We start from the raw sequence: 20,776 nt of genomic DNA, 5'->3' as shown, positions 1-20,776 counted from the left end.
GCTACCGCTGGGATTATCGTTGCCAAAGTGATGAACGCCAAACTCGCCGATAAAAAAGCGGGCGACTAGTGGGCGGTATGCCGTCAATGTCCAACTCAAGTGCTGCGAGTTCTGGGACAGGCGATCAAACCAACCAAGCGGCGTTTCAGGGTGGCAATGTCACTTTTGGTATGGGCAGTGGCAACAAGGGGATTAGTCCATGGTTACTGATAGGCGGGGCGCTGCTTGCTCTGTATTTAATCAAAAGGTAACCAAGCTAATCTGGCGTTTATTAGCGGATGCTCTCGGTGATGACTTAAACATAATCAAGTCAGAAGTCGATAAAGGGCGTTCGCTGCTAACGACTTGGGGGAATGAGTTTTTTGTCGTATTACGTGAGGAAAAGACAGACCAAGGTAGAGAGCTAGTCATTGTCGCGGCTGCGGGTAAAAACTCAAAACCTCACCTCCACTCAATTTATGAGCAAGCAAAACTAAACGGTTTTGCATCAATTCGGGTTCACACCTTACGCCCCGAAGCCATGCTTAGAATGAGTCGGGCATGGGGTTTTAAGCGGTGTGAAACAATAATTAAGGCGGTTCTCTAATGGGTTCTAAGTCAGATTCACGTTCTAGTCAGGACACAGAAAACAACTCAACCACGTTTGCCATTCAAGGCGATAACACAGGGCTTGTCATTAATGGTAATGGCAACACAATCACAGACGGCGGCGCATTCGATATCGTGTCGGATATTGCCAACATGTTCCCGCAACTGTTCAGCCAAGGCGCTGGCATGGTCACTGATGGATTTAATGCTGTCAGTGACTTTTCAATGTCGGTCGAACGCCAAGGGGAAAGCTTTTTAAATGCCTCTGGGCAGGTGATAGAAGGGGCGTTTGATACCAATGTTGAACTTGCAAGACTATCAAACGATTCACTCACTGAACTATCAGAACTCACCGCAGAAAGTAACCGCAACACATTATCTTTCGGCTCTGATGTGCTAGATAGCGCGTTTGCTTCGATGGACGATGCAACACGGTTAAACGCTGATATTTCTCGGGCCGCAATGGATGGCAATTTTGACTTGGCTGAACTGGTGTCCAGTGCTGTGGCGCGTTCTGGTGAAGATAACGCACTGCTAACGGGAAAAGCGCTTGATAACAGCGCGTATCTTGCCGAAATGACCACTAAACAAATTGCAGATTCTAGCCGTACAGCAAATCAGCAATTGGCAGACGGTTTTAGCAATGTAATGGATTTTGCCAATGACTTTAGCCGCTCAGACGGCGCGGCCGTTGCCGAAAGTAATAACAAAATGATGATGATGGTTGGGGGCGGCTTGTTAGCGTTCACAGGGCTGGTTGTCATGGCGTCAATGAGGAAAGCAGCATGATAGTAAACAGCTCAATTAAAAACGGCTTTTTAAGCATGAAAAAAGAGGGCATGTTTTTCGGCATAGTGTCCTGTTCAGGTATCATCAAAGTGACCTTGTTGCTAAATGGTGGCCATGTTTTAGAGTCTAAAATGTGGGTTGGTATGTCCCTGCCTCAAGCCATGCCCTACGACACTATTCGGATAGAAAGCGAGTTGGATCAACCTGTCGAGTTTTGGGCTGGCAAGATGCCAATGACTCAAAGTGGCTCAATGATAGTGCGCGGTGCTAATGCTATTCGCTGCTCAAAAATCGCAGTGATGGGAGAAGCGTTAATCACTGGCACTGATTTAACTCGCTCGGCTGTGAGAGTTCGAACAGATAAAGAAGTAATGTTAGGCGGGGCAGGTTTTGGGGGGGTAGGTTGGAGATTACCCGCTGGGAATTATGAAGAAATCCCGCTAGCAGGGTCACTTTATGCGTACAGACTAATGCCCGTTCTCAAAGTTACTGAAAGCGTCTACATAGAGTCTATTACTGGTAAATTTCCAGATTCGACAGATGTTGAATTTATGAATATCTCAGATGATGAGACTGTCATGTTGACGTGGAAGTTTAACGCAACGCCAAAGATTTGGACCGCAGGAACGGGGTGGATACCTCATGCTAATTTCGCATCACATGTGGGCGGTGGACTTACCGATAGTTTTGGTTTTTACAAAGATATAGTGACCAAAAAACTCTATGCGATTGTCTTTAATGGTTCGAACGGCGCTCACTCACTGCAATATGGAAGTTTTTATATTTATGAGTCTGCTGATAACGGGCTTAATTTTGACTTGATAAAACTCATTAATTTTACTGATAAAACTAGCGCTCCAGCTAATAATTCAAGTACTAAAATGCATGTTATTAAGTCTGGTAATGTGCTGAGTATGAGTTTAGGCGGTGTTGGCGTTGGCTTTAATGTTGAGACAAGAGAGTGGAATGCAGTTGCTGCGGGTCAACTACCCGTTAATCACTTGAATTCAGGTATAAGTAGGTTTTGGTTTACCAGTAATGACATGACCCAAGCAAGTTGGCTGTCAAATCAGGACTACATTTTAAGACACAGTCTAGATTTAGTGAATTGGGACAAGACTTTTACCAAAGAATTTACAGATTTATACGTTATTAGTAATCAAGTCATGTTGGGGTGGAATAATTACGGAGTAAGGCGACACTATATTACTAATGACGGCGGGGTAACTTGGCATGATACAGGCGCAAATTTGGGGAATGGCGAAGAGGATATGCCTGTACATATGTTTGATGGCATATGGTGCCATTTTTACGGTGACGTAATTAGAACTTATCAGATTGCTGATGGGGCGCTGGTCGTTTCTCAGTCTTTAGACGTTAAATCAGGCTCTGGTCAAAGCTACCCTTACATTTTACCAAACGGCAAGGTCTACAGACTTAACGACACAAAAACCGTCGCAGGTTTTTACGATGCTGACGTCTGGCAATTGAATCTTGTGGGTGATTTAACCCCCGCTTTAGTCGAAGTGATGGAGCTGCTCAGCTAATGATAAACCTACGCTTATTAACTGTTATGGGCGTTGGCGGTGCGGTCGCGGTGATTGCGGCCTATCGCTTCAAATCGCCAAAAAACAACAATGACCAATCAATAAATGATAGTGCCAGGTTAAACCTTGAGTACCTTAATTTTGATTTCACCTCTCTATTTTTCGGCACAGATAACGCCAGTGCTAAGGACACAAATTCAGTGAGAAAACCCAAAGGATTAGCCAACAATAACCCCCTCAATTTAGAGGCTGGTCGTGACCAATGGCAGGGCATGAAGGGCAATGATGGGCGTTTTATCATCTTTGAGTCGGCGTTCTGGGGCATACGCGCCGCAGCTCGGACGCTTAAAACATATCGAGATAAAAGGGGGCTTAATAATGTTCAAGATATTGTTACCCGTTGGGCGCCGCCAAGCGACAATAACCCGACTGATAAATACATTTCATTCGTGGCTAAACAGGCGGGCGTGTTGGCCTCTCAACCATTAGGTGTGGCCGATTATCCTCGGGTAATAGCTGCAATGATTCACTTTGAAAATGGATATAACCCATATGAAGCAAGCATTGTCGCGGCTGCAACTGCCGAAGGGTTCGCATAACGTCATTCTAGCGCTAGCTGCTGTGTATATCGTTTATAAGTATTCACAGGGCTATGAGCGTTTAGATAAGGTCGTTAACCAAGCAACAAAGCCCGCCGCACAGCTTTGGTCTGATATAGACGCGAGGCTAGGGGGCTGGTCACCTGTTGAGCTGACAGACTTAGTTATTCAGCCTTGGTATCTCAATACTAGTTTTGTGATCTCTGATGATGCGTGGGAAGTCCTGACCAGAGACGCGAACAACCGATTAATGATGAAGCAATTATTTGATGGTCGGACACTTAAATCTGAGTACCGGCATTTAGTGGGCCAGCCAATAGGAAATATTTAATATGTGGAACAATTTAAAAAGCTATTTAACTCAGTGGTCAACGTGGCGCGGTCTGTTATTGATTGGTGCCAGTGTAGCAGGGCTGCATCCTGTCGCGACTGAGGCTGTGTTATCCATTGGTGATATGGCTATCACAGGACAGAGCGCAGGAATTGCAGTGGCGGGGGTGTTCGGTTCTTATGAAACGCTACGCAATGAGCGCAAGCCTTGGGATTATCTGCGGGAAAACGAACAGGCCGCACAAGTGCCAAACTATAAGCCTTTTAAGTGGGGACCATTTAAATGAATATGAGTAATGAAACTAAAGAAATCGCTAAGAACAGCGGTGCAGGTGGTTTTGGGTTTTGTGTGCTTTATCTGTTGTTTAACATACAAACAGGCATATCGGACTTGAACAAAGCTGTGGCAGATAACGACAGCCGTTTAGACGTTGTCGAGTACAGATTGAACGATAAAAGCTAAGTGATCAGTTAATGACACTTATCGGCATTAGGTAATAGGAATGAAAGCCCACAGAGTGGGCTAAGTATGAATTAAAACAGTCCTGTTAGTGCAACTAGCATATGAACTATACTAGCTAGACTTATTCCACTTGGAAGTAAACGGTATTCATGAATATGAATTACACGTATATTAACAGTGACATAGCGAACATTTTGGTTTTCCATTATGGATAATACCTTTATGCTACGGCGCATTTTTTTCCAAATAACTTGCATTGGAATCAAATCATACTTATATTTGGATAATCGGTTTTCCGATTACTTATCCAGTACCAAATAAGTATGTCGCCTTTGGGTTGATAACTGAACGTGGTTAAGGTACGCCAATACCTTAATCACGATCCCATAGAACTTGATTTCTTCCTTAATTCCCTCCTGAATCAATAGCTCTTAATAAATAAACAGATTTTTATAAACGACAACGTATAAGATAGGGTACAAGCAGCCTGCTTTGCAAGTCCCAATTATTCCAATAAGCTGTGGTCATCCTGTGGGTAACTTGAGGGTAAGCTTGAGGGTAATATTGAGGGTTAGTATAGGCTAACCTTTGAGGTCAGAATTTATTGGCTTTATCCCTTCGAAATTAAATATTTAACGGACACGATAAGATCAAAAGATCCCCACATTTGCAGATGATTTTTATATCCTAAATTATTTAGGGCAAAAAAAAGCCGTGGGATGAATCACGGCTTTTTAACGGAATACCTAAACACATGGAGTTCAGGTTTTTAAAGCCTAGTGCATAACGTCAAAACGGCAAGTAATAAATCTTTTTTTATGCCGCTTATCTATTTCTTATTGTTTTAGTAAAACTTGTTTGAGGTGCCACAATTGGTGATAACTTAAGCTTGTTAAGCGTCTTTATCATGTAATCAAGTTCATCACGTATAGCGGCGGCTTCTTGGTCGCTACGTAGCTCAGTAACTTGTTCTTTTAGTTGTTCGCGTTCAACTCGGTCAAGTCGATTAAATTGCCTGTCATAAAAAACCTTCATTAATTCACTAGGCGCAAAGGTGAGCTTGTTATAAGGCGTATAAAGCCGACCCTCAATGAATTTGAAACCGTCCCATTCTTTAGTGTCTGGTATAGACCTTAGATACATAATGACATAGTGATCAACCCAATCAGGGCAGCCAGTAGCTACCCAGTTGTTTATCGTGCGTGAAGTGACATGAAAGAAGCCCGCAGCGGCCTGAGTATCAATAGAGCTATTTTCTCGTCTAAAGTTTGCCAAAAAGAAACTTCTTGTTTTTGGTTTCATAGTTATAAGCCCGTTAAAGTTGTTTTTATTAGATTGAATCCTCATAACTAACCAGCCTTTTTATTCCAAATAGTTCTAATTCTTGAGACTGATCAGCTATTTCAGAATAACCCAAAAGTATTAGATAACTTGTAAAAACAAGGGCTTCATCGTGTTTACTAAAGTGATTGATATGAAAGCGTAAAACGATAGTCTTACGAAACATCTTCTTATGCGCACAATGTATATTATGTTAAATAGGGTCTGTGTATCTATATGATCCTATTCCAAAGACACCTTTCATACACTTGCTGATTATCATGTGTCCATTACTGCTTCAACATTCATCCAGTATTAAATCTGAGTTCAGTGTCAGCTTCAGGATTGGTTCATGGCGCGACTATAGTTCACTGATGACCATTAATGATAAAGGTTTGGTGATTACCAATCCACGGAGTTATTGATTGCGCATCTGTATCCACAGCTTGTATCAAAAGCGTATTACAAACGAAATCTAATCCAAGCATATCCTTGGGACTAGATATTCGAGTCAAACTTGTTTGTCATTCATGATGGCGTGACTATGTATGTAACAATAACTGGCTATCTAAGGACTGACATGGGCTGAATTAGCTTTTCGTGAGTTAACTTAAACTCAGTCGTTCCGACTTAAGTGAGATTCCTAATGGCCTAAGTGAATGCTGGATATGGCATTCATTACTAAAGCGTATCTAGTACCTTTCATTAGTTGAGCTTTGCTCAAGCGCTACAATCCATTGATTCCTAGCTAGTTTAACTGCCTGTTTATTACTGGAATGAGTACGTCGCTACGTGAAATCTACAAGCTAAGTACCTGCAGAGTTTAAAAGTATCCACGTAGCGACGCTTCATTTTTACAGTAAATCCATGTTTTGAATCTCTTAATCCAGTCATGCGTGCCTTTGACTTGTACGCTTGAAGGCCTGATGTCGATATAGATGCTATACAAGCTTCACCAATATTGTCCTGTTATTCGAGTAAATGACAGGATGCTTTATATCGTCTGGCATCCTGTGATTCGATCATGGAATTAGCCTGATGCTTGGGCCTTTAAGCGTCCAGCATTTACTTACTAGGCTAACCCGTGACTATTTGGCACTCGCTATATTCCTCTAACTATTTTCCACGAATCATATAGACATGAACTGTTCGCTATAAACTATTTCCCACGAACTGTTAGCCATTAACTGGCTATGAAGCTATATGGCTTGAGTCTACGTCCAATTCCCTGGCTATAACAGGGCTAAGATGAGTGACACTTAGATTAGTGAGAGAATCCTTAAGATAGACAGCTAATAGAAGTCTCTTAAAAGCCGTTATGGGCATAATATTGGCCTGTATGAATGGGATTTTGATGGTATTAGCTGCTTATAAAGAGCACGTTTTGACAAAGAATTTATTACAGAATTAGTCATATGAGTGGTTATTTAATTGACTCGATATAGCCCCTATTTCGATTTTTTGCTCAATTGCCGATAATGACACTTATCGGCATTAACTGATCTGAAATTCTGCTTAAATTGGGTTTGAAGCCAGATTACTTACAGCTTAAAACTGCCTTTTAATCACTGGCCACTTTGATCTGATGCAGCACCTAGCAGATTTTATCCTATGCCTTGTAGATGATCCAATGGCTTGTTCTGTGCACTCTGGTGTCTTTCTATCTGTGAGGTATGTAGATATTGGGATGTGGTATCGATACTCTCGTGCCCCGCATCGGCTTGAACATGAGATAGCGGCCTGCGGTTAATATTGATGTCATGGGTGATCCCTGTGTGGCGTATGTTGTGTACACTCAGATTCCTCATCTGATTAGCATCTTCTTTAAAACCGTCATTTTCGGCGGCGTTGGCTGCATGTTCGATGATCTTATCCACTTCATCTCTGATTTGTCGTATGCCTAAGTTGGCATTGAGCGTGCCGGCTTCCCTTCCCCGTCCGGCGGCTTTACGACGAATAAATAACGGATGTTGATCGCTTGAGTTTGGATAGTCGGCTAATTTTAAGAACTGACGGTACTCGACTAACCCGGTAAGTAAGGCTTTTGACATCGCCACGCTACGTCGTTTGCCCCCTTTACTAATGGGAATATGAAAACTCCATATTCCAGTCTGTTGATCTTGTCTGAATTGGCTCATGACAGGTGAGTAACCTGCCCTGGCTCCCACTTCGGATACTCTCAGATAACAAGAGTAGATAAGCTTTATCATAAACAGGCTTCTTTGATGTATGTCTGGAGCATCAATGGCGAGTCTTTCCACCGTGGCAATGACATAAGACCACTGCAGTTCGGTAAAGGCCAACATATTGCAGTCATCTGAGTTTACGCGGTACTTCTTCTTAGAAGAGAAACGACTGTGATTCATCCAGGCCTGAGCCGGGTTACGCTCACAATAGTCTTCACTCATGAGATAACTATAAAAGGAAGACAGAATGGCTATCTTGGTCTTCAAGGCATTTTCGCTGAGGGAATAAGGTAAGGCTTTGCCCATGGCCTTCTTACCCACGAATGGACGCCATGCACAATTGGGGACTCTCTGCCCTTCTATCTTATCGAGTTTAAACTGGGCGACATTGAAGTAGCCAATCAGTTCTTGGGGAGGATTTTGGCAATAAGCGAGATAGCGGGCTATTTCTCGGCGAGTCAGGGATGCTGGCGATTGTTTTACTACATCGAAACACCAATGAAAAAATGTGGTTAATTCGCTGCGATAGGCTTTATAACTGTTTTCGTTATGCTGCTGTTCATAGAGTAATTCTGATGCGTGTTCGAAGATTAAGCCTGCATCGCTCACCTCAGTGAGACTTATCTGAGTAATGTATTGATCGATTACACTATTACCTTCCTCAATAAATTTCGCTGATTCAAAAAAAGGCAAGACTGGGGGCATGTGCATAGTTAACTCTCATTGCAAGTCCTGATGCTTTCAAGCAGAGGAACAAAATATCTCTAAGAGATTGATCTTAACAGTGTACTTGCCATGGGGACAATCTATTAAGCCTCACAAATGCCCATGGGGTGCAAAATGTTAGTAATGGCCCCTTGTTACTCTAGTGAACATATTAGAGCAGCCGTTCATACTTAGTTATCGTATTTGTTCTCGTCTGACTTGTTATTTCGTTAACTTGTTCAATACTTGTATTGGATTGATATTGAGTGGGCGAAGCACATCCAGGAGAGCAGCTCATGGCACAGTCTTTAGTGCAACTTATCTTCTTGCTGCAGCACCAAAGACACATTTGCCAGACTTTCTGCTTAGATTCTTGATCTAGGCAGCGAAAGTCAGCGGCACACAAGACGCCGTCTTGGATCAGCTGAGTCAGCTTTTCTGTAGATATAGACAGGTTTATCCTTTGGTTATTCATCTTGGTGTCCCTTTTTATCTTGATCGTAAGTTTACACGCAAATGAGAATCATTATCAACCATATTAATTGAATCTAGACTAAGTAATAGCAGAGTCATTAGTAAGGTCTATATATGAAAGGAATAACAAACTTGAGTTTTTTCTCGTCAGGTATCCTCTGTTCTACACATTGATCTACACTCAATGTATAGGGATGGAAGTTGTTTTAACATTATTGAGGTTGTCTAATGCTGATCGATATAGCAAAGAAGAGCCCCCTCTTTTCAAGTAAGAAGAAGACGCAGGAAGTTGCTAAGGGCCCCGCGTGGCGGATCCTGATTGTCGATGATGAACCCGATGTTCATACGGTAACCAAGTTAGCGCTTTCAAGATTCAAACTCGATGGTCGTTGCCTCGAGTTTATCAATGCATACAGTGGTGAAGAGGCAAAGCAATTACTCTCTAATGAGAAGCATATTGCTATGGCATTTGTCGATGTGGTGATGGAAAGTGATCATGCGGGTTTAGAATTGGTTAAATGGATACGGGAGGATCTTAAAAATAACGCTATTCGGTTAATCCTAAGAACTGGACAACCCGGACAAGCCCCCGAAGAAGACGTTATCGTCAATTACGATATCAATGACTATAAAGCCAAAGCTGAGCTCGATTCGCGTAAATTGGTCACCAGTGTTTACTCTGCCCTGCGCTCATATCGAGATATTATCGAAATTGAAGCTGCTCGGGCCAACCAAGTTAAGCATAGGAAAGGCTTAGAGCGTGTGCTTCAAGCGACATCTGGCTTATTTGAGCTGCGAACCTTACACAACTTTGCCGATGGCTTATTGACTCAAGTCGCCAATTTACTCAATTTAGACACACAAACCTTATTGCTATCTTGTAATGCCATTGATGCAATGAGTGAAGATGTGAATACCGATGCTTTGCATATTTTGGCTGGTACGGGTCAGTTCTCCAGTCATCATGACAAACCCGTCCCTGACCATATCAAATTATTATTAGAAGAAGCGTTAAAACAGAAATGCTGCCTATACGAAGAAGATTGTTTCGTGGGGTATTTTCCGGCCAAGAGTGGCTGGATTAACCTCTTGTACATGGATGGGATCTGTAAGATAGACGAACTCGATAAGAAGTTGATCGACATATTTGCGATCAATGTCAGCGTTGCATTCGAGAATCTGTTGTTGAATAAAGAGTTAGAAGACACACAATCTGAGTTGATCTTACGCTTAGGCGATGTGGTCGAGAGTCGCTCGAAGGAAGCGGCTTATCATGTGAAAAGAATGGCTGAGTATTGCTATAAGCTGGCCATCCTTTCAGGCATGGATGTACATGAGGCAGATCTGATCAAACATGCTTCTCCTATGCATGACATAGGTAAGATAGCGACCCCAGACGCCGTATTATTGAAACCCGGTAAACTCAATGACGAAGAGTGGAAAATAATGCGCCAGCACCCGGAAATAGGCTATCAAATACTGGCCAACTCCGAGCGCCCCATACTTAAAGCTGCTAGCACCATAGCGTTGCAACATCACGAAAAGTATGACGGTTCAGGATACCCTTCAGGTTTGAAGGGCACTGAAATTCATGTGTTTGCACGCATAGTCGCAATTGCCGATGTATTCGATGCCCTTTCTCACGCCCGCTGTTATAAACCTGCCTGGCCCATCGATGAGGTGATGAAAGTGATGGAAGAAGGCGCTGGTAGTCATTTTGATCCTGAACTGCTTAAAGTTTTCATCGATAACATTAATGTATTCACCCAAGTCAAAGATGAATTTTGCGATCCAAATTCAGTATTAGTGGCCGTGCCTTAGAGGATGATCGTCTACTCACCACTATCGGCGAGGAAATCGAAATGCGTGACATGGGATTCACCTTTATGAGTGAAACTCACAAATGCACGCCAAACCATATAGTTACTACTACAAGAGCCGTATATAAGCGTACCGTTATATTGCTTTTCGTTAAGTTTAGACAAATTAACAGGGATAACCCCCATAAACATGTCTCTTCCCTCTACCCTCATTTTGACATCACTAATTGCTTCAGAGCTTGCTAGCTTAATGGTTAGCGGCTTTCCACTGGGCGTGTTAAAGGGAGTGACCAAAAGTAACAAATTGATACCTGTTACCTGCTTGTTACAGGGAGCCTGGCTAAAGTTACATAGGCTTGTATCCTCGACCAATATAGAGGGGGGAAGGTCTGTTTCTGCTTGCTGTTCAGGTGTACATCCAGTACATAGGAATGCCAAAAGCACTGGCGTGTAGAGGTTAAGTTTGGTCGGTAAGTTAATGGAAAGCACAATAATTAACCTTTATATAAAAAGTAGTTACATTCTATTGAGTCGGTTGATCTAGATCAACGTTTCACTGCTCACAAATCCTATCTTTTTTGACATAGCTCAAGTATCATTACTTTAACTTGTTAATAATACAATTATCACAAGGATACACATTGACACTTTTTACGTGATTCCCTAGGAAAAGCGGCATTCGTGTCATTTTAGCGGGTAAAGTCATAATTTACTCAAACTATAAGTATAAGTAATAAGCAGTGGAAGCAAAATGATGAACCATTCCCAGCCTCAAGGCGCTGATTACAATTACACCGTAGTCCGCCAGTTTGCCCTTACAACAGTGTTGTGGGGAATTGTTGGTATGTCAGTCGGTGTATTGATCGCGGCTCAGTTAATCTGGCCACAACTAAACTTCGATACTCCATGGTTAACATACAGTCGTCTTAGACCTCTGCATACTAATGCCGTGATATTCGCGTTTGGTACTTCAGCACTTTTCGCAACATCCTACTATATCGTCCAACGAACCTGTCAAACCAAGCTATTTGCGCCTAAGTTAGCCGCATTTACGTTCTGGGGCTGGCAAGCCGTCATTTTATCAGCAGTAATCACATTACCCCTAGGTATCACAAGTGGTAAAGAATACGCTGAGCTGGAATGGCCAATTGATATCCTGATTACTATAGTCTGGCTGTCATACGGTGCCGTATTCTTTGGAACCATTGTCAAACGAACCACTTCACATATCTATGTGGCAAACTGGTTCTTCGGCGCATTTATCATCACGGTCGCGGTATTGCATATAGTTAACTCTATGGCTGTCCCCGTTAGTATGTGGAAGTCCTATTCCATCTATTCTGGCGCCGTAGATGCCATGGTTCAGTGGTGGTACGGACATAACGCCGTTGGCTTCCTGCTGACAGCTGGCTTCCTAGGTATGATGTACTATTTCGTACCTAAGCAAGCGGGTCGTCCTGTTTACTCATACCGTCTGTCAATCGTTCACTTCTGGGCATTGATTGCATTGTACATCTGGGCTGGTCCTCACCACCTACATTACACGGCACTTCCAGATTGGACACAATCACTGGGTATGGCGATGTCATTGATCCTATTCGCACCTTCATGGGGCGGTATGATTAACGGTATCATGACACTATCCGGTGCTTGGCATAAATTGAGAACCGATCCCGTTCTACGTTTCCTTGTTGTCTCTCTGTCTTTCTATGGTATGTCTACCTTCGAAGGACCTATGATGGCAATCAAGACAGTTAACGCCCTTTCTCACTATACGGACTGGACCATTGGCCACGTTCATTCTGGTGCGCTAGGTTGGGTTGCTATGATTTCAATTGGTTCTCTTTACCATCTGATCCCAGTCCTGTTCGGACATGGTCGCATGTACAGCACTAAGCTAGTGAACATACATTTCTGGTTAGCGACTATCGGTACTGTTCTGTACATAGTATCTATGTGGATTTCAGGTGTGATGCAAGGTCTGATGTGGCGTGCAGTTAATGCCGATGGCACTCTGACTTATAGCTTCGTTGAGAGTATTGAAGCCTCGTACCCATTCTACTTTGTTCGATTCCTCGGTGGCTGTTTCTTCTTGACGGGTATGCTTATCATGGCATTCAACGTGATTAAGACTGTGAGATCGAAAGAAACCTTGCCTGCATTAGCAGAAGCATAAGGGGTAGACTAGATGAAATTTAATCATGAGTTAGTCGAGAAAAACATAGGTTTGTTAGGTATCTTCACCGTTCTTGCCATTAGTTTTGGTGGTTTGGTACAGATAACTCCCCTCTTGTTTCAGAAAGACACCACCGAGCCTGTCGATGGTTTGATTCCTTACACAGCCTTACAGATTGAAGGTCGTGACATCTATGTTCGTGAAGGTTGTTATAACTGTCACAGCCAGATGATCCGTCCACTGCGCGCCGAGACCGAACGTTATGGTCATTACTCGGTTGCTGGTGAATCTGTATGGGATCATCCTTTCCAGTGGGGCTCTAAGCGTACTGGACCGGATCTTGCCCGTGTTGGCGGTCGATACAGTGACAGATGGCATGAGGTTCACTTGATGGATCCTCGCGCCGTAGTGCCTCAGTCAAATATGCCTGGTTTCCCTTGGTTAGCCGAGAACAAGCTAGATGGCGAATTAACCAGACAGAAGATGCAAATTCTTCTTAACTTCCACAAGGGTGGCTATAAAGGTAATGACCTTTACACCGATGAGGAGTTAGCTGGAGCAAAAGCTGCCGTCGAAGGTAAGACTGAGATGCAAGCACTGATCGCCTATCTGCAGTCCCTAGGACATGCACTGAAATAGTAGGAGGTATGATATGGATTACGGAATTATACAAGGCATAATCACCTTAGTTGTGATGTTTACCTTCCTGGGTATATTTTCATGGGCTTATAGTTCGCGTCGTAAGGATCAATTCGACGAAGCGGCTAACCTTGTCTTTGAAGATGAGTCGAGCACAAAGTCAGGAGAACAAAAGTGATGAGTACTTTCTGGAGTATTTGGATCACAGTACTGACATTAATTGTGATCGCAGGCTGTTTCTTTTTATTAAGAGCCGTCTCTAAAAACTACACAGGTGTTGAAGAAGGCAAGTCAATGGGCCACAACTTCGACGGTATTGAAGAGCTGAATAACCCACTGCCAAAATGGTGGAGTTATATGTTCTATATCTCTATCGTCTTTGCCCTGATTTATCTGGCCCTTTATCCTGGCCTAGGTAACTTCAAAGGCTTCCTCGGCTGGAGCAGTTCTAACCAAAGCATAGGTACAGAGAACGGCATCAAGGCTGACTCTGAAGCCGCTATTGCCTTGGCAAAGGTTGAAGGTCGTTGGGTTCAGTATGATCAAGAAGTGATGCGCGCCGATGAAAAATATGGTCCTATCTTCAAGGCATACGCAGATACGCCTCTGGATGAGCTGGTTCACAACGAAGAAGCACTGAAAGTCGGTGGACGTTTGTTCTTGCAGAACTGTTCACAGTGTCACGGTAGTGATGCTCGTGGCGGTAAAGGCTTCCCTAACCTGACTGATACTGATTGGTTGTATGGTGGTGAATTAGCTACCATTAAGACCACCATCATGAACGGTCGCCGCGGCATGATGCCACCCAAAGGTGGTTTACCTATAGAAGACAGTGAGATTAAAGGTCTAGCTGAATACATAGTTAAGCTATCGGGTCGTGATCACGATGAGGCGCTTGCGGCTCAGGGTCAAGGTTCATTTATGAAGGGCTGTTTCGCCTGTCATGGTATGGACGGTACTGGTAACAAGATGATGGGTGCACCTAACCTCACCAACAACATGTGGCTCTACGGCGGCAGCCGTGGTGTGATTGCCGAGACGATTAAGAATGGTCGTAGCGGTATGATGCCAGCTTGGAAAGACGTCTTGGGTGAAGAAAAAGTTCACGTTATCACTGCTTATGTTTATAGCTTATCAAACAAGTAGTTATATCTAAGTAAATCTAGGCCTCGATTTCATCGGGGCCTTTTTTTTAGAGTGCTCTATTACACTTTTCACGGTAAAATGTTGTTAATTATTTCAATAAGGATCACAGATGAACGAACAACAAGCCTGGTATAAGCAGTTCTGGCCTTGGTTTTTAATTATTTTACCTCTCTGTGCCGTCGCGGCGAGCGTTAATTTGCTCTATCTTGCGGTCGTAAACCAAGATCCCTTGGTGTCGGAAGATTATTATAAAGATGGTAAACGCATCAATAGAGATCTGAAAAAAATCAAGTATGCTAAGCAACTTGGTCTGCAGTTCGAGATGATAGTGGATAAAAACACCTTAGCCATCACCCAGCATGGTGGTGAGCCGTACTTGGCCGCGATGAATATTGAGTTTTTTCACCCAACAATCGAAGCTCGTGACTTTACTCAAGTCGTGACGGCTGATGGTAATCAGGTTTATCGGATTGCACTGGACAAGCCGATCACTGGCAGTTGGGAAGTTAGACTCGACGGTTATGACCATAAGTGGCGTATTCAGAAGCGTCTCGAAATAACTGATGACGGTCAGTACTGGTTAAACTAGATTATTAACGTCGGACTTTAGCAATTGAACCGGCAAGTGTCGGTTCAATTGAACGAATAAGCAGACATTTTTAACCTAATATTCAAGTAGGTTTTGTAGCAGATTGTACAAGACTCGATGATTTTATATTGAAGCAGGTTAATGACACGGATTATGAAGCCCCTCGATTGTTTCCATTGTGGAGAGCCGGTATTAACGGATACCCAATTCACCACCTGCATTAATGATCAACAACAAGCTATGTGTTGTCCCGGATGTCAGGCCGTCTCTAAGGCGATCATAGATGCGGGACTCAGCAAGTATTATCAATTTCGAACCGAGCCCGGTAATAAGCAAAATGCCATAGTTCCCGAAGAACTCAATGCCTTCTGTGCATTCGATCTTGTTGAAGTTCAGGAAGATTTTGTCCATAAGGTCAGTGATACATCGACTGTGTCATTGTCGATAGATGGTATCACCTGCGCCGCCTGCGCCTGGCTTATCGAGCACAAGCTTAAGCATGTTAATGGCATCATCAAGATCCAGGTAAATAGCACCACGGAACGCGCCCTAATCACCTGGTTGCCTGAGCAGATAAAACTCAGTGATATTTTAAATAAAATCAGCGCTATCGGCTATCAAGCGGCGCCGTATCAAGTAGATGAGCAAGAACTACTGAGTAAGAAAAATAGTCGACAATTCTTGTTAAAACTCGGTCTGGCTGGTTTTGCCACCATGCAGGTGATGATGTTCGCCCTCGCCCTCTATGCTGGCTATTTCACCGATCTTGAGCTCGAGTTTCGTGATTATTTCCGTTGGGTCAGCCTAATCTTTGCCGCTCCTGTTGTTTTTTACTCGGCCTTGCCCTTCTATTTCAGCGCCATCCGGTCCATATTTAGTGGCAGGTTGAACATGGATGTCTCCGTGTCCATCGCCATATTAGGGGCTTATATCGCCAGCTGTATCGCGACCATTAATGGTAATGGTGAGGTATATTTCGAGTCAGTGAGTATGTTTACCTTCTTCTTGCTTCTTGGGCGCTATTTTGAACAAAATGCACGACAAAAAGCCTCGGTAAGTTCGAGTAACTTACATAAGCTAGTGCCCTTGACCGCACACTTGATCACCCAGATTGGTAGTAAGGATATCCCGGCCAAAGGACTCAAGGTTGGCGATATTATCTTGGTCAAACCTGGTGAGACTGTGGCTGCCGATGGTGTCATTATCGATGGCCGCTCTAGTCTCAATGAGGCCATGCTCACAGGTGAACAAATGCCAGTGAGTAAATCACTAAGCTGCGAAGTCTATGCTGGCACAATCAATATAGAGCAACCTATCAGAGTCGAAGTGACGGCTGTTGGCCAGGACCAATTAGTGGCAGAAATTATCCGTCTGCAAGAGTCAGCCTCCAATAATAAGCCAAGAGTTGCGCTTTATGTGGACAGCATCTCAAACTATTTTACCTGGACCATCTTAGTGGTTGCCGCCCTTACTTATCTGGTGTGGAAAATCTACTGGCCTGAAGATGCATTCTGGGTGACCTTGTCTGTACTGGTTGCTACCTGCCCTTGTGCCTTGGCTCTGGCGACTCCCACTGCAGTCACCTGTGCCACCGGCATCTTTACCCGCATCGGCGTGATCGCGCGAACCCCAGGGGTATTTGAGAAGCTGACTCAGGTCCGTCATGTGGTATTCGATAAAACAGGTACCCTCACCTGTGGCGACCTTAACATCGAATCCACTGAGTTGATTAAAGCCACAGATGAAACTCAGGTACTCGCTATCGCAGCATGTCTCGAAGCCAGCTCTTTGCATCCAATAGCCAAAGCATTCGAGTCTTATAGAGACCCGAATTTCAGTGTTAACCAGAGCCTGAATCATATTGGACAAGGGCTCAGCGGTGAGGTTAATGGGCATCAGTATCGAATCGGCAGCGCAGCATTCGTCGGTGCAAGTGACATCAGAAATAGTAAAGCTCAAAGCATCTATCTAGCCGATGAATCCCAAATATTAGCTAAATTTATCTTAGTCGATGCCATTCGCTGTGATGCCGCCGCGACAGTTAAGATACTCAAAGAGAGTGGTTGTCGTGTGTCAATCGCCAGCGGTGACACTTCTGATCATGTGGAAGAGGTCGCGAGTAAGGTTGGCATAAAGGACGTGAATAAAGGCCTTAGCCCCCAAGGTAAGTTGCAATTGGTTCGTCAGTATCAAACTCAGTCACATGTAGCCATGTTCGGCGATGGCATCAATGATGCTCCCGTGCTGGCCGGGGCTAATCTCTCCATTGCTATGGGCAGTGGCGCTGCGGTAACCAAAAGCTCGGCCGATCTTATCTTATTGGGAGATAAACTCTCTCGTTATACGGATGCGGTCAATGTGGCTAAGTTAACTGAGAAGATCATCAAACAGAATTTATTCTGGGCGCTGGGTTATAACCTGTTTATAATTCCCCTCGCCGTTACAGGGCATGTATTACCTTATGTTGCCGCCCTTGGTATGTCCGCAAGTTCTCTTATCGTTGTAGGCAACAGTCTTAGATTATTGAAGGTTCGTTTATGAGTATTATCTACGTATTAATCCCTATTGCTATGTTGTTTGTCTTGATCGCCATCTGCATCTTTTTCTGGGCGGTTAAATCTGAACAATTTGACGATCTCGATAGACAGAGCGTGTCGATACTCTTCGATGATGACAAGCCTGTGAGTACTGAAACTAAGAACACTGAGTCTAAGAACACTGAGTCTAACGACTCGACTCCATCTTGATCGATTACAGTGTGACCGCAGCCTTCCTCGTTGGCTTGATGGGGGCGGGTCATTGTATCGGCATGTGTGGCGGTTTGATTGGCGCTTTTTCATCTCAACTGCCTAAGTCGAGACACCAAAACCAGTTTGTTTCTCAGCTGCGTTTTATGCTCAGTTACAATTTGGGCCGCATATTGAGTTACTCCTTAGCGGGTGCCTTGGTTGGTGGTTCTGCCAGTGCATTAGGCCTTTTGTTCGATATAGACCTGTATCTTGTCACCATAAGAGTGATCGCTGGCCTGATGATGGTCGCCACAGGACTCTATATTGCGAAAATATGGTCTGGTGTGGTGCAGATAGAACGTGTAGGCAAGTTACTCTGGCGTTTCCTGTCTCCCTTGGCTAAGCGTGTTTTGCCCATTCAAACTCTGCCCCAAGCATTTGTCGGTGGCATGTTGTGGGGCTGGCTCCCCTGCGGCCTGGTGTACAGCACCTTAACTTGGGCTGTAGCGGCTAATTCTGCCGAGCAAGGCGCTATGATCATGGCGGCGTTTGGACTCGGTACCCTGCCCGCTCTTCTGAGTGTCGGAATGGCGGCTAACCTGTTTGGCCGCTGGATCCAGAATAGAGCCGTCAGAATGATCAGTGGCTTGATCTTAGTGATGTTTGGATTACAAACCTTATATGTTGCAATTGCTCAGCTTCGCTAGCTGAGTTTATTAAATTAGTTTACCATGGAGCTCATTGTGAAATTTGAGAAACACTATGACAGATAATAGTAAGTGTCGTCGTTCGTCTGTGCCTGGATGTGCCATTCATTGTCATGACTGCAGTATGGCGGACTTGTGTATTCCATTTACTCTTAATAGTAATGAACTCGACCAGCTCGATGATATTATCGAAAGAAAAAAGCCGATTCAAAAAGGTGAGCAAATCTTTAAGTCTGGTGATCCATTAAAGTCTCTTTTCGCCATTCGTTCAGGTACGGTTAAAAGCTTTACTATCACAGAGCAAGGCGACGAACAGATCACGGGTTTTCATCTTGCCGGTGATATCATAGGTTTCGATGGCATTCACTCCCAAATGCATCAAAGCTTCGCTCAAGCATTAGAAACATCTATGGTGTGTGAGATCCCTTATGCCACCCTGGATGAACTCACAGGCAGCATGCCTAAGCTTAGACAGCAAGTGATGCGCTTGATGAGCCATGAGATCCAGAGTGATCAGGAGATGATTCTCTTGCTGAGTAAGAAAAATGCAGAAGAGCGTCTGGCGGCATTTATCAGTAATTTAGCCAATCGTTTCGGTAATCGTGGTTTCTCATCCAAAGAATTTAGATTAACCATGACTCGTGGTGATATAGGTAACTATTTGGGGCTGACTGTCGAGACCATCAGTCGATTATTGGGTCGTTTTCAAAAAGCTGACCTGATAGAAGTCAAAGGTAAATACATAACCATCATCAATTTCGACTCTTTGTCTGAACTTGCCGGCAATCACGCTATCGCAAGATAATCTATATCGGGTAACCCAGTTCATTTTTCTGGTTACCCATTCCTTCGCCACATTTCATTGTTTAACCTTAAGGGCAAAAATTTAGGCTAAATGTGATTAATATCATTGCATTTTGTGCTCTTTAGCTCATTATTAATTCATTGTCTGAATTAAGGAATGACTATGAAAAATTTAAAGAAGCTCTTAGTTGTTATCGATCCTAGCAGTGACGTACAGCCGGCTCTTGCCAGAGCAATCGATCTCGCTTCTGCAAATAGTGCCAGTATTACCGTCTTTCTCTCTATCTTTGATTTTTCCTATGAGATGACCTCGATCCTTTCGGGCCATGAGCGAGAAGCAATGCGCCAGGGAGTAATATCTCAACGTCAGGCTTGGTTAGAAGAGCTTTTGATTGGCTACACTAAAGATAATATTCAAATCGAAAGTGAAGTTATTTGGCATAATCGCCCCTTCGAGAGCATCATCCAATTTGCTATATCGGGCAGTTTCGACATCATAGTCAAAGGAACACATCTTCACGACAAGCTGAAATCTGTCATTTTCACACCTACCGACTGGCACTTGATGCGCAAAGCACCTGTACCTGTGCTATTAGTTAAAGATCATGCTTGGCCCGTCGCTGGCAAAATACTCTGCGCCATCAATGTGGGTTCAGAAGATGATGATCATCAGACGCTCAACGGCAAGATCATCGAACATGCAAAAGCACTCGCAAACCAATTCGATGCCCAAGTCCATCTGGTTAACGGTTATCCGGGAACACCAGTCAATCTAGCTATAGAACTACCAGATTTCGATGCCCATACCTATGGTGAAACGATTCGGATGCAGCACGAACAGAGGGTTTGCTATCTGGCCAACAGTTTCGATATCTCCAGCGATTTTTGTCATGTGAAAGAAGGCTTACCCGAAGATGTGATTCCTGATATTGCCCGACAGATAGATGCCGAATTAGTCATTTTAGGCACTGTAGGCCGCACCGGTTTCTCGGCGGCTCTGATTGGCAATACAGCCGAACATGTTATCGACAGTATTAACTGTGATCTGTTAGCCATTAAACCCGATGGTTACCGCTCACCCTTAGCCGAAGATTAATTAGCGCAGTATTGGCCTAAGGTAAAAAATTAGGCCGGTTCTAAACTTCATCATTTTGCTATATAATAC

Annotated in this window: 22 protein-coding genes; 18 read left to right on the top strand and 4 right to left on the bottom strand. The window is 43.8% G+C overall.

Features of this window, described 5'->3' with window-relative positions:
• Positions 1-199: 199 nt before the first annotated feature.
• Genes SVI_RS10260 through SVI_RS10230 form a run of 7 tightly spaced genes read left to right on the top strand, consistent with a single transcriptional unit; the run spans position 200 to position 4,316 of the window.
• Positions 200-586: a hypothetical protein gene (locus SVI_RS10260; protein ID WP_013051461.1), complete on the top strand. Its 387-nt coding sequence runs from the start codon at positions 200-202 to the stop codon at positions 584-586.
• Entirely contained in the window at positions 586-1,377 is a 792-nt protein-coding gene (locus tag SVI_RS10255; protein WP_013051460.1) for a hypothetical protein, read from the top strand. The genes SVI_RS10260 and SVI_RS10255 overlap by 1 nt, the downstream gene beginning before the upstream one ends.
• Entirely contained in the window at positions 1,374-2,924 is a 1,551-nt protein-coding gene (locus SVI_RS10250) for a hypothetical protein (protein ID WP_013051459.1), read from the top strand. Before SVI_RS10255 ends, SVI_RS10250 begins: the two co-directional genes overlap by 4 nt.
• A complete protein-coding gene (locus SVI_RS10245; protein WP_013051458.1) occupies positions 2,924-3,523 on the top strand; it encodes a hypothetical protein in 600 nt (199 codons plus the stop codon). Before SVI_RS10250 ends, SVI_RS10245 begins: the two co-directional genes overlap by 1 nt.
• Positions 3,477-3,854 (top strand): hypothetical protein, encoded by a 378-nt coding sequence (locus SVI_RS10240; protein WP_231847712.1) that lies wholly within the window; start codon positions 3,477-3,479, stop codon positions 3,852-3,854. Before SVI_RS10245 ends, SVI_RS10240 begins: the two co-directional genes overlap by 47 nt.
• A gap of 1 nt (position 3,855) precedes the next feature.
• The gene (locus SVI_RS10235) at positions 3,856-4,140 is read left to right on the top strand and encodes a hypothetical protein (RefSeq protein ID WP_013051456.1); all 285 of its coding nucleotides are present in this window, start codon (positions 3,856-3,858) and stop codon (positions 4,138-4,140) included.
• Positions 4,137-4,316 (top strand): hypothetical protein, encoded by a 180-nt coding sequence (locus SVI_RS10230; protein WP_041419860.1) that lies wholly within the window; start codon positions 4,137-4,139, stop codon positions 4,314-4,316. The genes SVI_RS10235 and SVI_RS10230 overlap by 4 nt, the downstream gene beginning before the upstream one ends.
• A gap of 825 nt (positions 4,317-5,141) precedes the next feature.
• On the opposite strand, the gene SVI_RS10225 is transcribed toward SVI_RS10230, so the two are convergent.
• From SVI_RS10225 to SVI_RS21095, 3 genes are all read right to left on the bottom strand, one after another.
• Positions 5,142-5,618: a hypothetical protein gene (locus SVI_RS10225; RefSeq protein ID WP_157608682.1), complete on the bottom strand. Its 477-nt coding sequence runs from the start codon at positions 5,616-5,618 to the stop codon at positions 5,142-5,144.
• Between the two features lie 1,622 nt (positions 5,619-7,240).
• Positions 7,241-8,533: a tyrosine-type recombinase/integrase gene (locus SVI_RS10220; protein WP_013051451.1), complete on the bottom strand. Its 1,293-nt coding sequence runs from the start codon at positions 8,531-8,533 to the stop codon at positions 7,241-7,243.
• Between the two features lie 166 nt (positions 8,534-8,699).
• Entirely contained in the window at positions 8,700-9,002 is a 303-nt protein-coding gene (locus tag SVI_RS21095) for a hypothetical protein (protein WP_013051450.1), read from the bottom strand.
• A 227-nt stretch (positions 9,003-9,229) separates the two neighbouring features.
• Here SVI_RS21095 and SVI_RS10215 point away from each other — a divergent pair, with 227 nt between their 5' ends.
• Complete coding sequence (locus SVI_RS10215) at positions 9,230-10,822, top strand: DUF3369 domain-containing protein (protein WP_013051449.1); 1,593 nt, start codon at positions 9,230-9,232, stop codon at positions 10,820-10,822.
• A gap of 11 nt (positions 10,823-10,833) precedes the next feature.
• Here SVI_RS10215 and SVI_RS10210 read toward each other — a convergent pair whose 3' ends face one another.
• Positions 10,834-11,310 (bottom strand): hypothetical protein, encoded by a 477-nt coding sequence (locus tag SVI_RS10210; RefSeq protein ID WP_013051448.1) that lies wholly within the window; start codon positions 11,308-11,310, stop codon positions 10,834-10,836.
• A gap of 262 nt (positions 11,311-11,572) precedes the next feature.
• On the opposite strand from SVI_RS10210, the gene ccoN reads away from it, so the two are divergent.
• The 10 genes from ccoN to uspE all read left to right on the top strand — a co-directional run bounded on the left by ccoN (position 11,573) and on the right by uspE (position 20,707).
• On the top strand, positions 11,573-12,997 hold the full coding sequence (ccoN, locus tag SVI_RS10205) for a cytochrome-c oxidase, cbb3-type subunit I (protein WP_013051447.1): 1,425 nt from the start codon (positions 11,573-11,575) through the stop codon (positions 12,995-12,997).
• Positions 12,998-13,009: 12 nt separating this feature from the next.
• Positions 13,010-13,636, top strand: coding sequence for a cytochrome-c oxidase, cbb3-type subunit II (gene ccoO, locus SVI_RS10200; protein ID WP_013051446.1), 627 nt, complete (start codon positions 13,010-13,012; stop codon positions 13,634-13,636).
• A 13-nt stretch (positions 13,637-13,649) separates the two neighbouring features.
• On the top strand, positions 13,650-13,814 hold the full coding sequence (locus tag SVI_RS10195) for a cbb3-type cytochrome oxidase subunit 3 (protein ID WP_013051445.1): 165 nt from the start codon (positions 13,650-13,652) through the stop codon (positions 13,812-13,814).
• Positions 13,814-14,782, top strand: a complete 969-nt coding sequence (gene ccoP, locus SVI_RS10190; RefSeq protein ID WP_013051444.1) for a cytochrome-c oxidase, cbb3-type subunit III — start codon at positions 13,814-13,816, stop codon at positions 14,780-14,782. The genes SVI_RS10195 and ccoP overlap by 1 nt, the downstream gene beginning before the upstream one ends.
• Before the next feature lie 109 nt (positions 14,783-14,891).
• Complete coding sequence (locus SVI_RS10185) at positions 14,892-15,371, top strand: FixH family protein (protein WP_013051443.1); 480 nt, start codon at positions 14,892-14,894, stop codon at positions 15,369-15,371.
• 153 nt (positions 15,372-15,524) lie between these two features.
• Entirely contained in the window at positions 15,525-17,912 is a 2,388-nt protein-coding gene (locus tag SVI_RS10180; protein ID WP_013051442.1) for a heavy metal translocating P-type ATPase, read from the top strand.
• Positions 17,909-18,118, top strand: coding sequence for a cbb3-type cytochrome oxidase assembly protein CcoS (gene ccoS, locus SVI_RS10175; RefSeq protein WP_013051441.1), 210 nt, complete (start codon positions 17,909-17,911; stop codon positions 18,116-18,118). Before SVI_RS10180 ends, ccoS begins: the two co-directional genes overlap by 4 nt.
• Positions 18,115-18,807, top strand: coding sequence for a sulfite exporter TauE/SafE family protein (locus tag SVI_RS10170; RefSeq protein WP_013051440.1), 693 nt, complete (start codon positions 18,115-18,117; stop codon positions 18,805-18,807). Before ccoS ends, SVI_RS10170 begins: the two co-directional genes overlap by 4 nt.
• Positions 18,808-18,862: 55 nt before the next feature.
• Positions 18,863-19,612 (top strand): electron transport transcriptional regulator EtrA, encoded by a 750-nt coding sequence (gene etrA / locus SVI_RS10165; RefSeq protein WP_013051439.1) that lies wholly within the window; start codon positions 18,863-18,865, stop codon positions 19,610-19,612.
• 162 nt (positions 19,613-19,774) lie between these two features.
• Positions 19,775-20,707: a universal stress protein UspE gene (gene uspE / locus SVI_RS10160; RefSeq protein WP_013051438.1), complete on the top strand. Its 933-nt coding sequence runs from the start codon at positions 19,775-19,777 to the stop codon at positions 20,705-20,707.
• The last annotated feature ends 69 nt before the right edge of the window (positions 20,708-20,776 follow it).

The sequence above is a fragment of the Shewanella violacea DSS12 genome (genome assembly GCF_000091325.1).
GTDB classification, from domain to species: Bacteria; Pseudomonadota; Gammaproteobacteria; order Enterobacterales; family Shewanellaceae; genus Shewanella; species Shewanella violacea.
This window is presented reverse-complemented; position numbering and strand designations above follow the sequence as displayed.

What these genes read in the sequence shown, in the direction of transcription:
- SVI_RS10230 (WP_041419860.1), top strand. Translation starts at nt 4,137, where the DNA reads ATGAATATGAGTAATGAAACTAAAGAAATCGCTAAGAACAGCGGTGCA.
- ccoS (WP_013051441.1), top strand. Translation starts at nt 17,909, where the DNA reads ATGAGTATTATCTACGTATTAATCCCTATTGCTATGTTGTTTGTCTTG.
- SVI_RS10225 (WP_157608682.1), bottom strand. Translation starts at nt 5,618, where the DNA reads ATGAAACCAAAAACAAGAAGTTTCTTTTTGGCAAACTTTAGACGAGAA.
- uspE (WP_013051438.1), top strand. Translation starts at nt 19,775, where the DNA reads ATGAAAAATTTAAAGAAGCTCTTAGTTGTTATCGATCCTAGCAGTGAC.
- SVI_RS10235 (WP_013051456.1), top strand. Translation starts at nt 3,856, where the DNA reads ATGTGGAACAATTTAAAAAGCTATTTAACTCAGTGGTCAACGTGGCGC.
- SVI_RS10195 (WP_013051445.1), top strand. Translation starts at nt 13,650, where the DNA reads ATGGATTACGGAATTATACAAGGCATAATCACCTTAGTTGTGATGTTT.
- SVI_RS10255 (WP_013051460.1), top strand. Translation starts at nt 586, where the DNA reads ATGGGTTCTAAGTCAGATTCACGTTCTAGTCAGGACACAGAAAACAAC.
- SVI_RS10245 (WP_013051458.1), top strand. Translation starts at nt 2,924, where the DNA reads ATGATAAACCTACGCTTATTAACTGTTATGGGCGTTGGCGGTGCGGTC.
- ccoO (WP_013051446.1), top strand. Translation starts at nt 13,010, where the DNA reads ATGAAATTTAATCATGAGTTAGTCGAGAAAAACATAGGTTTGTTAGGT.
- SVI_RS10180 (WP_013051442.1), top strand. Translation starts at nt 15,525, where the DNA reads ATGAAGCCCCTCGATTGTTTCCATTGTGGAGAGCCGGTATTAACGGAT.
- SVI_RS10220 (WP_013051451.1), bottom strand. Translation starts at nt 8,533, where the DNA reads ATGCACATGCCCCCAGTCTTGCCTTTTTTTGAATCAGCGAAATTTATT.
- SVI_RS10215 (WP_013051449.1), top strand. Translation starts at nt 9,230, where the DNA reads ATGCTGATCGATATAGCAAAGAAGAGCCCCCTCTTTTCAAGTAAGAAG.
- SVI_RS10185 (WP_013051443.1), top strand. Translation starts at nt 14,892, where the DNA reads ATGAACGAACAACAAGCCTGGTATAAGCAGTTCTGGCCTTGGTTTTTA.
- etrA (WP_013051439.1), top strand. Translation starts at nt 18,863, where the DNA reads ATGACAGATAATAGTAAGTGTCGTCGTTCGTCTGTGCCTGGATGTGCC.
- SVI_RS10260 (WP_013051461.1), top strand. Translation starts at nt 200, where the DNA reads ATGGTTACTGATAGGCGGGGCGCTGCTTGCTCTGTATTTAATCAAAAG.
- ccoP (WP_013051444.1), top strand. Translation starts at nt 13,814, where the DNA reads ATGAGTACTTTCTGGAGTATTTGGATCACAGTACTGACATTAATTGTG.
- ccoN (WP_013051447.1), top strand. Translation starts at nt 11,573, where the DNA reads ATGATGAACCATTCCCAGCCTCAAGGCGCTGATTACAATTACACCGTA.
- SVI_RS21095 (WP_013051450.1), bottom strand. Translation starts at nt 9,002, where the DNA reads ATGAATAACCAAAGGATAAACCTGTCTATATCTACAGAAAAGCTGACT.
- SVI_RS10240 (WP_231847712.1), top strand. Translation starts at nt 3,477, where the DNA reads ATGAAGCAAGCATTGTCGCGGCTGCAACTGCCGAAGGGTTCGCATAAC.
- SVI_RS10250 (WP_013051459.1), top strand. Translation starts at nt 1,374, where the DNA reads ATGATAGTAAACAGCTCAATTAAAAACGGCTTTTTAAGCATGAAAAAA.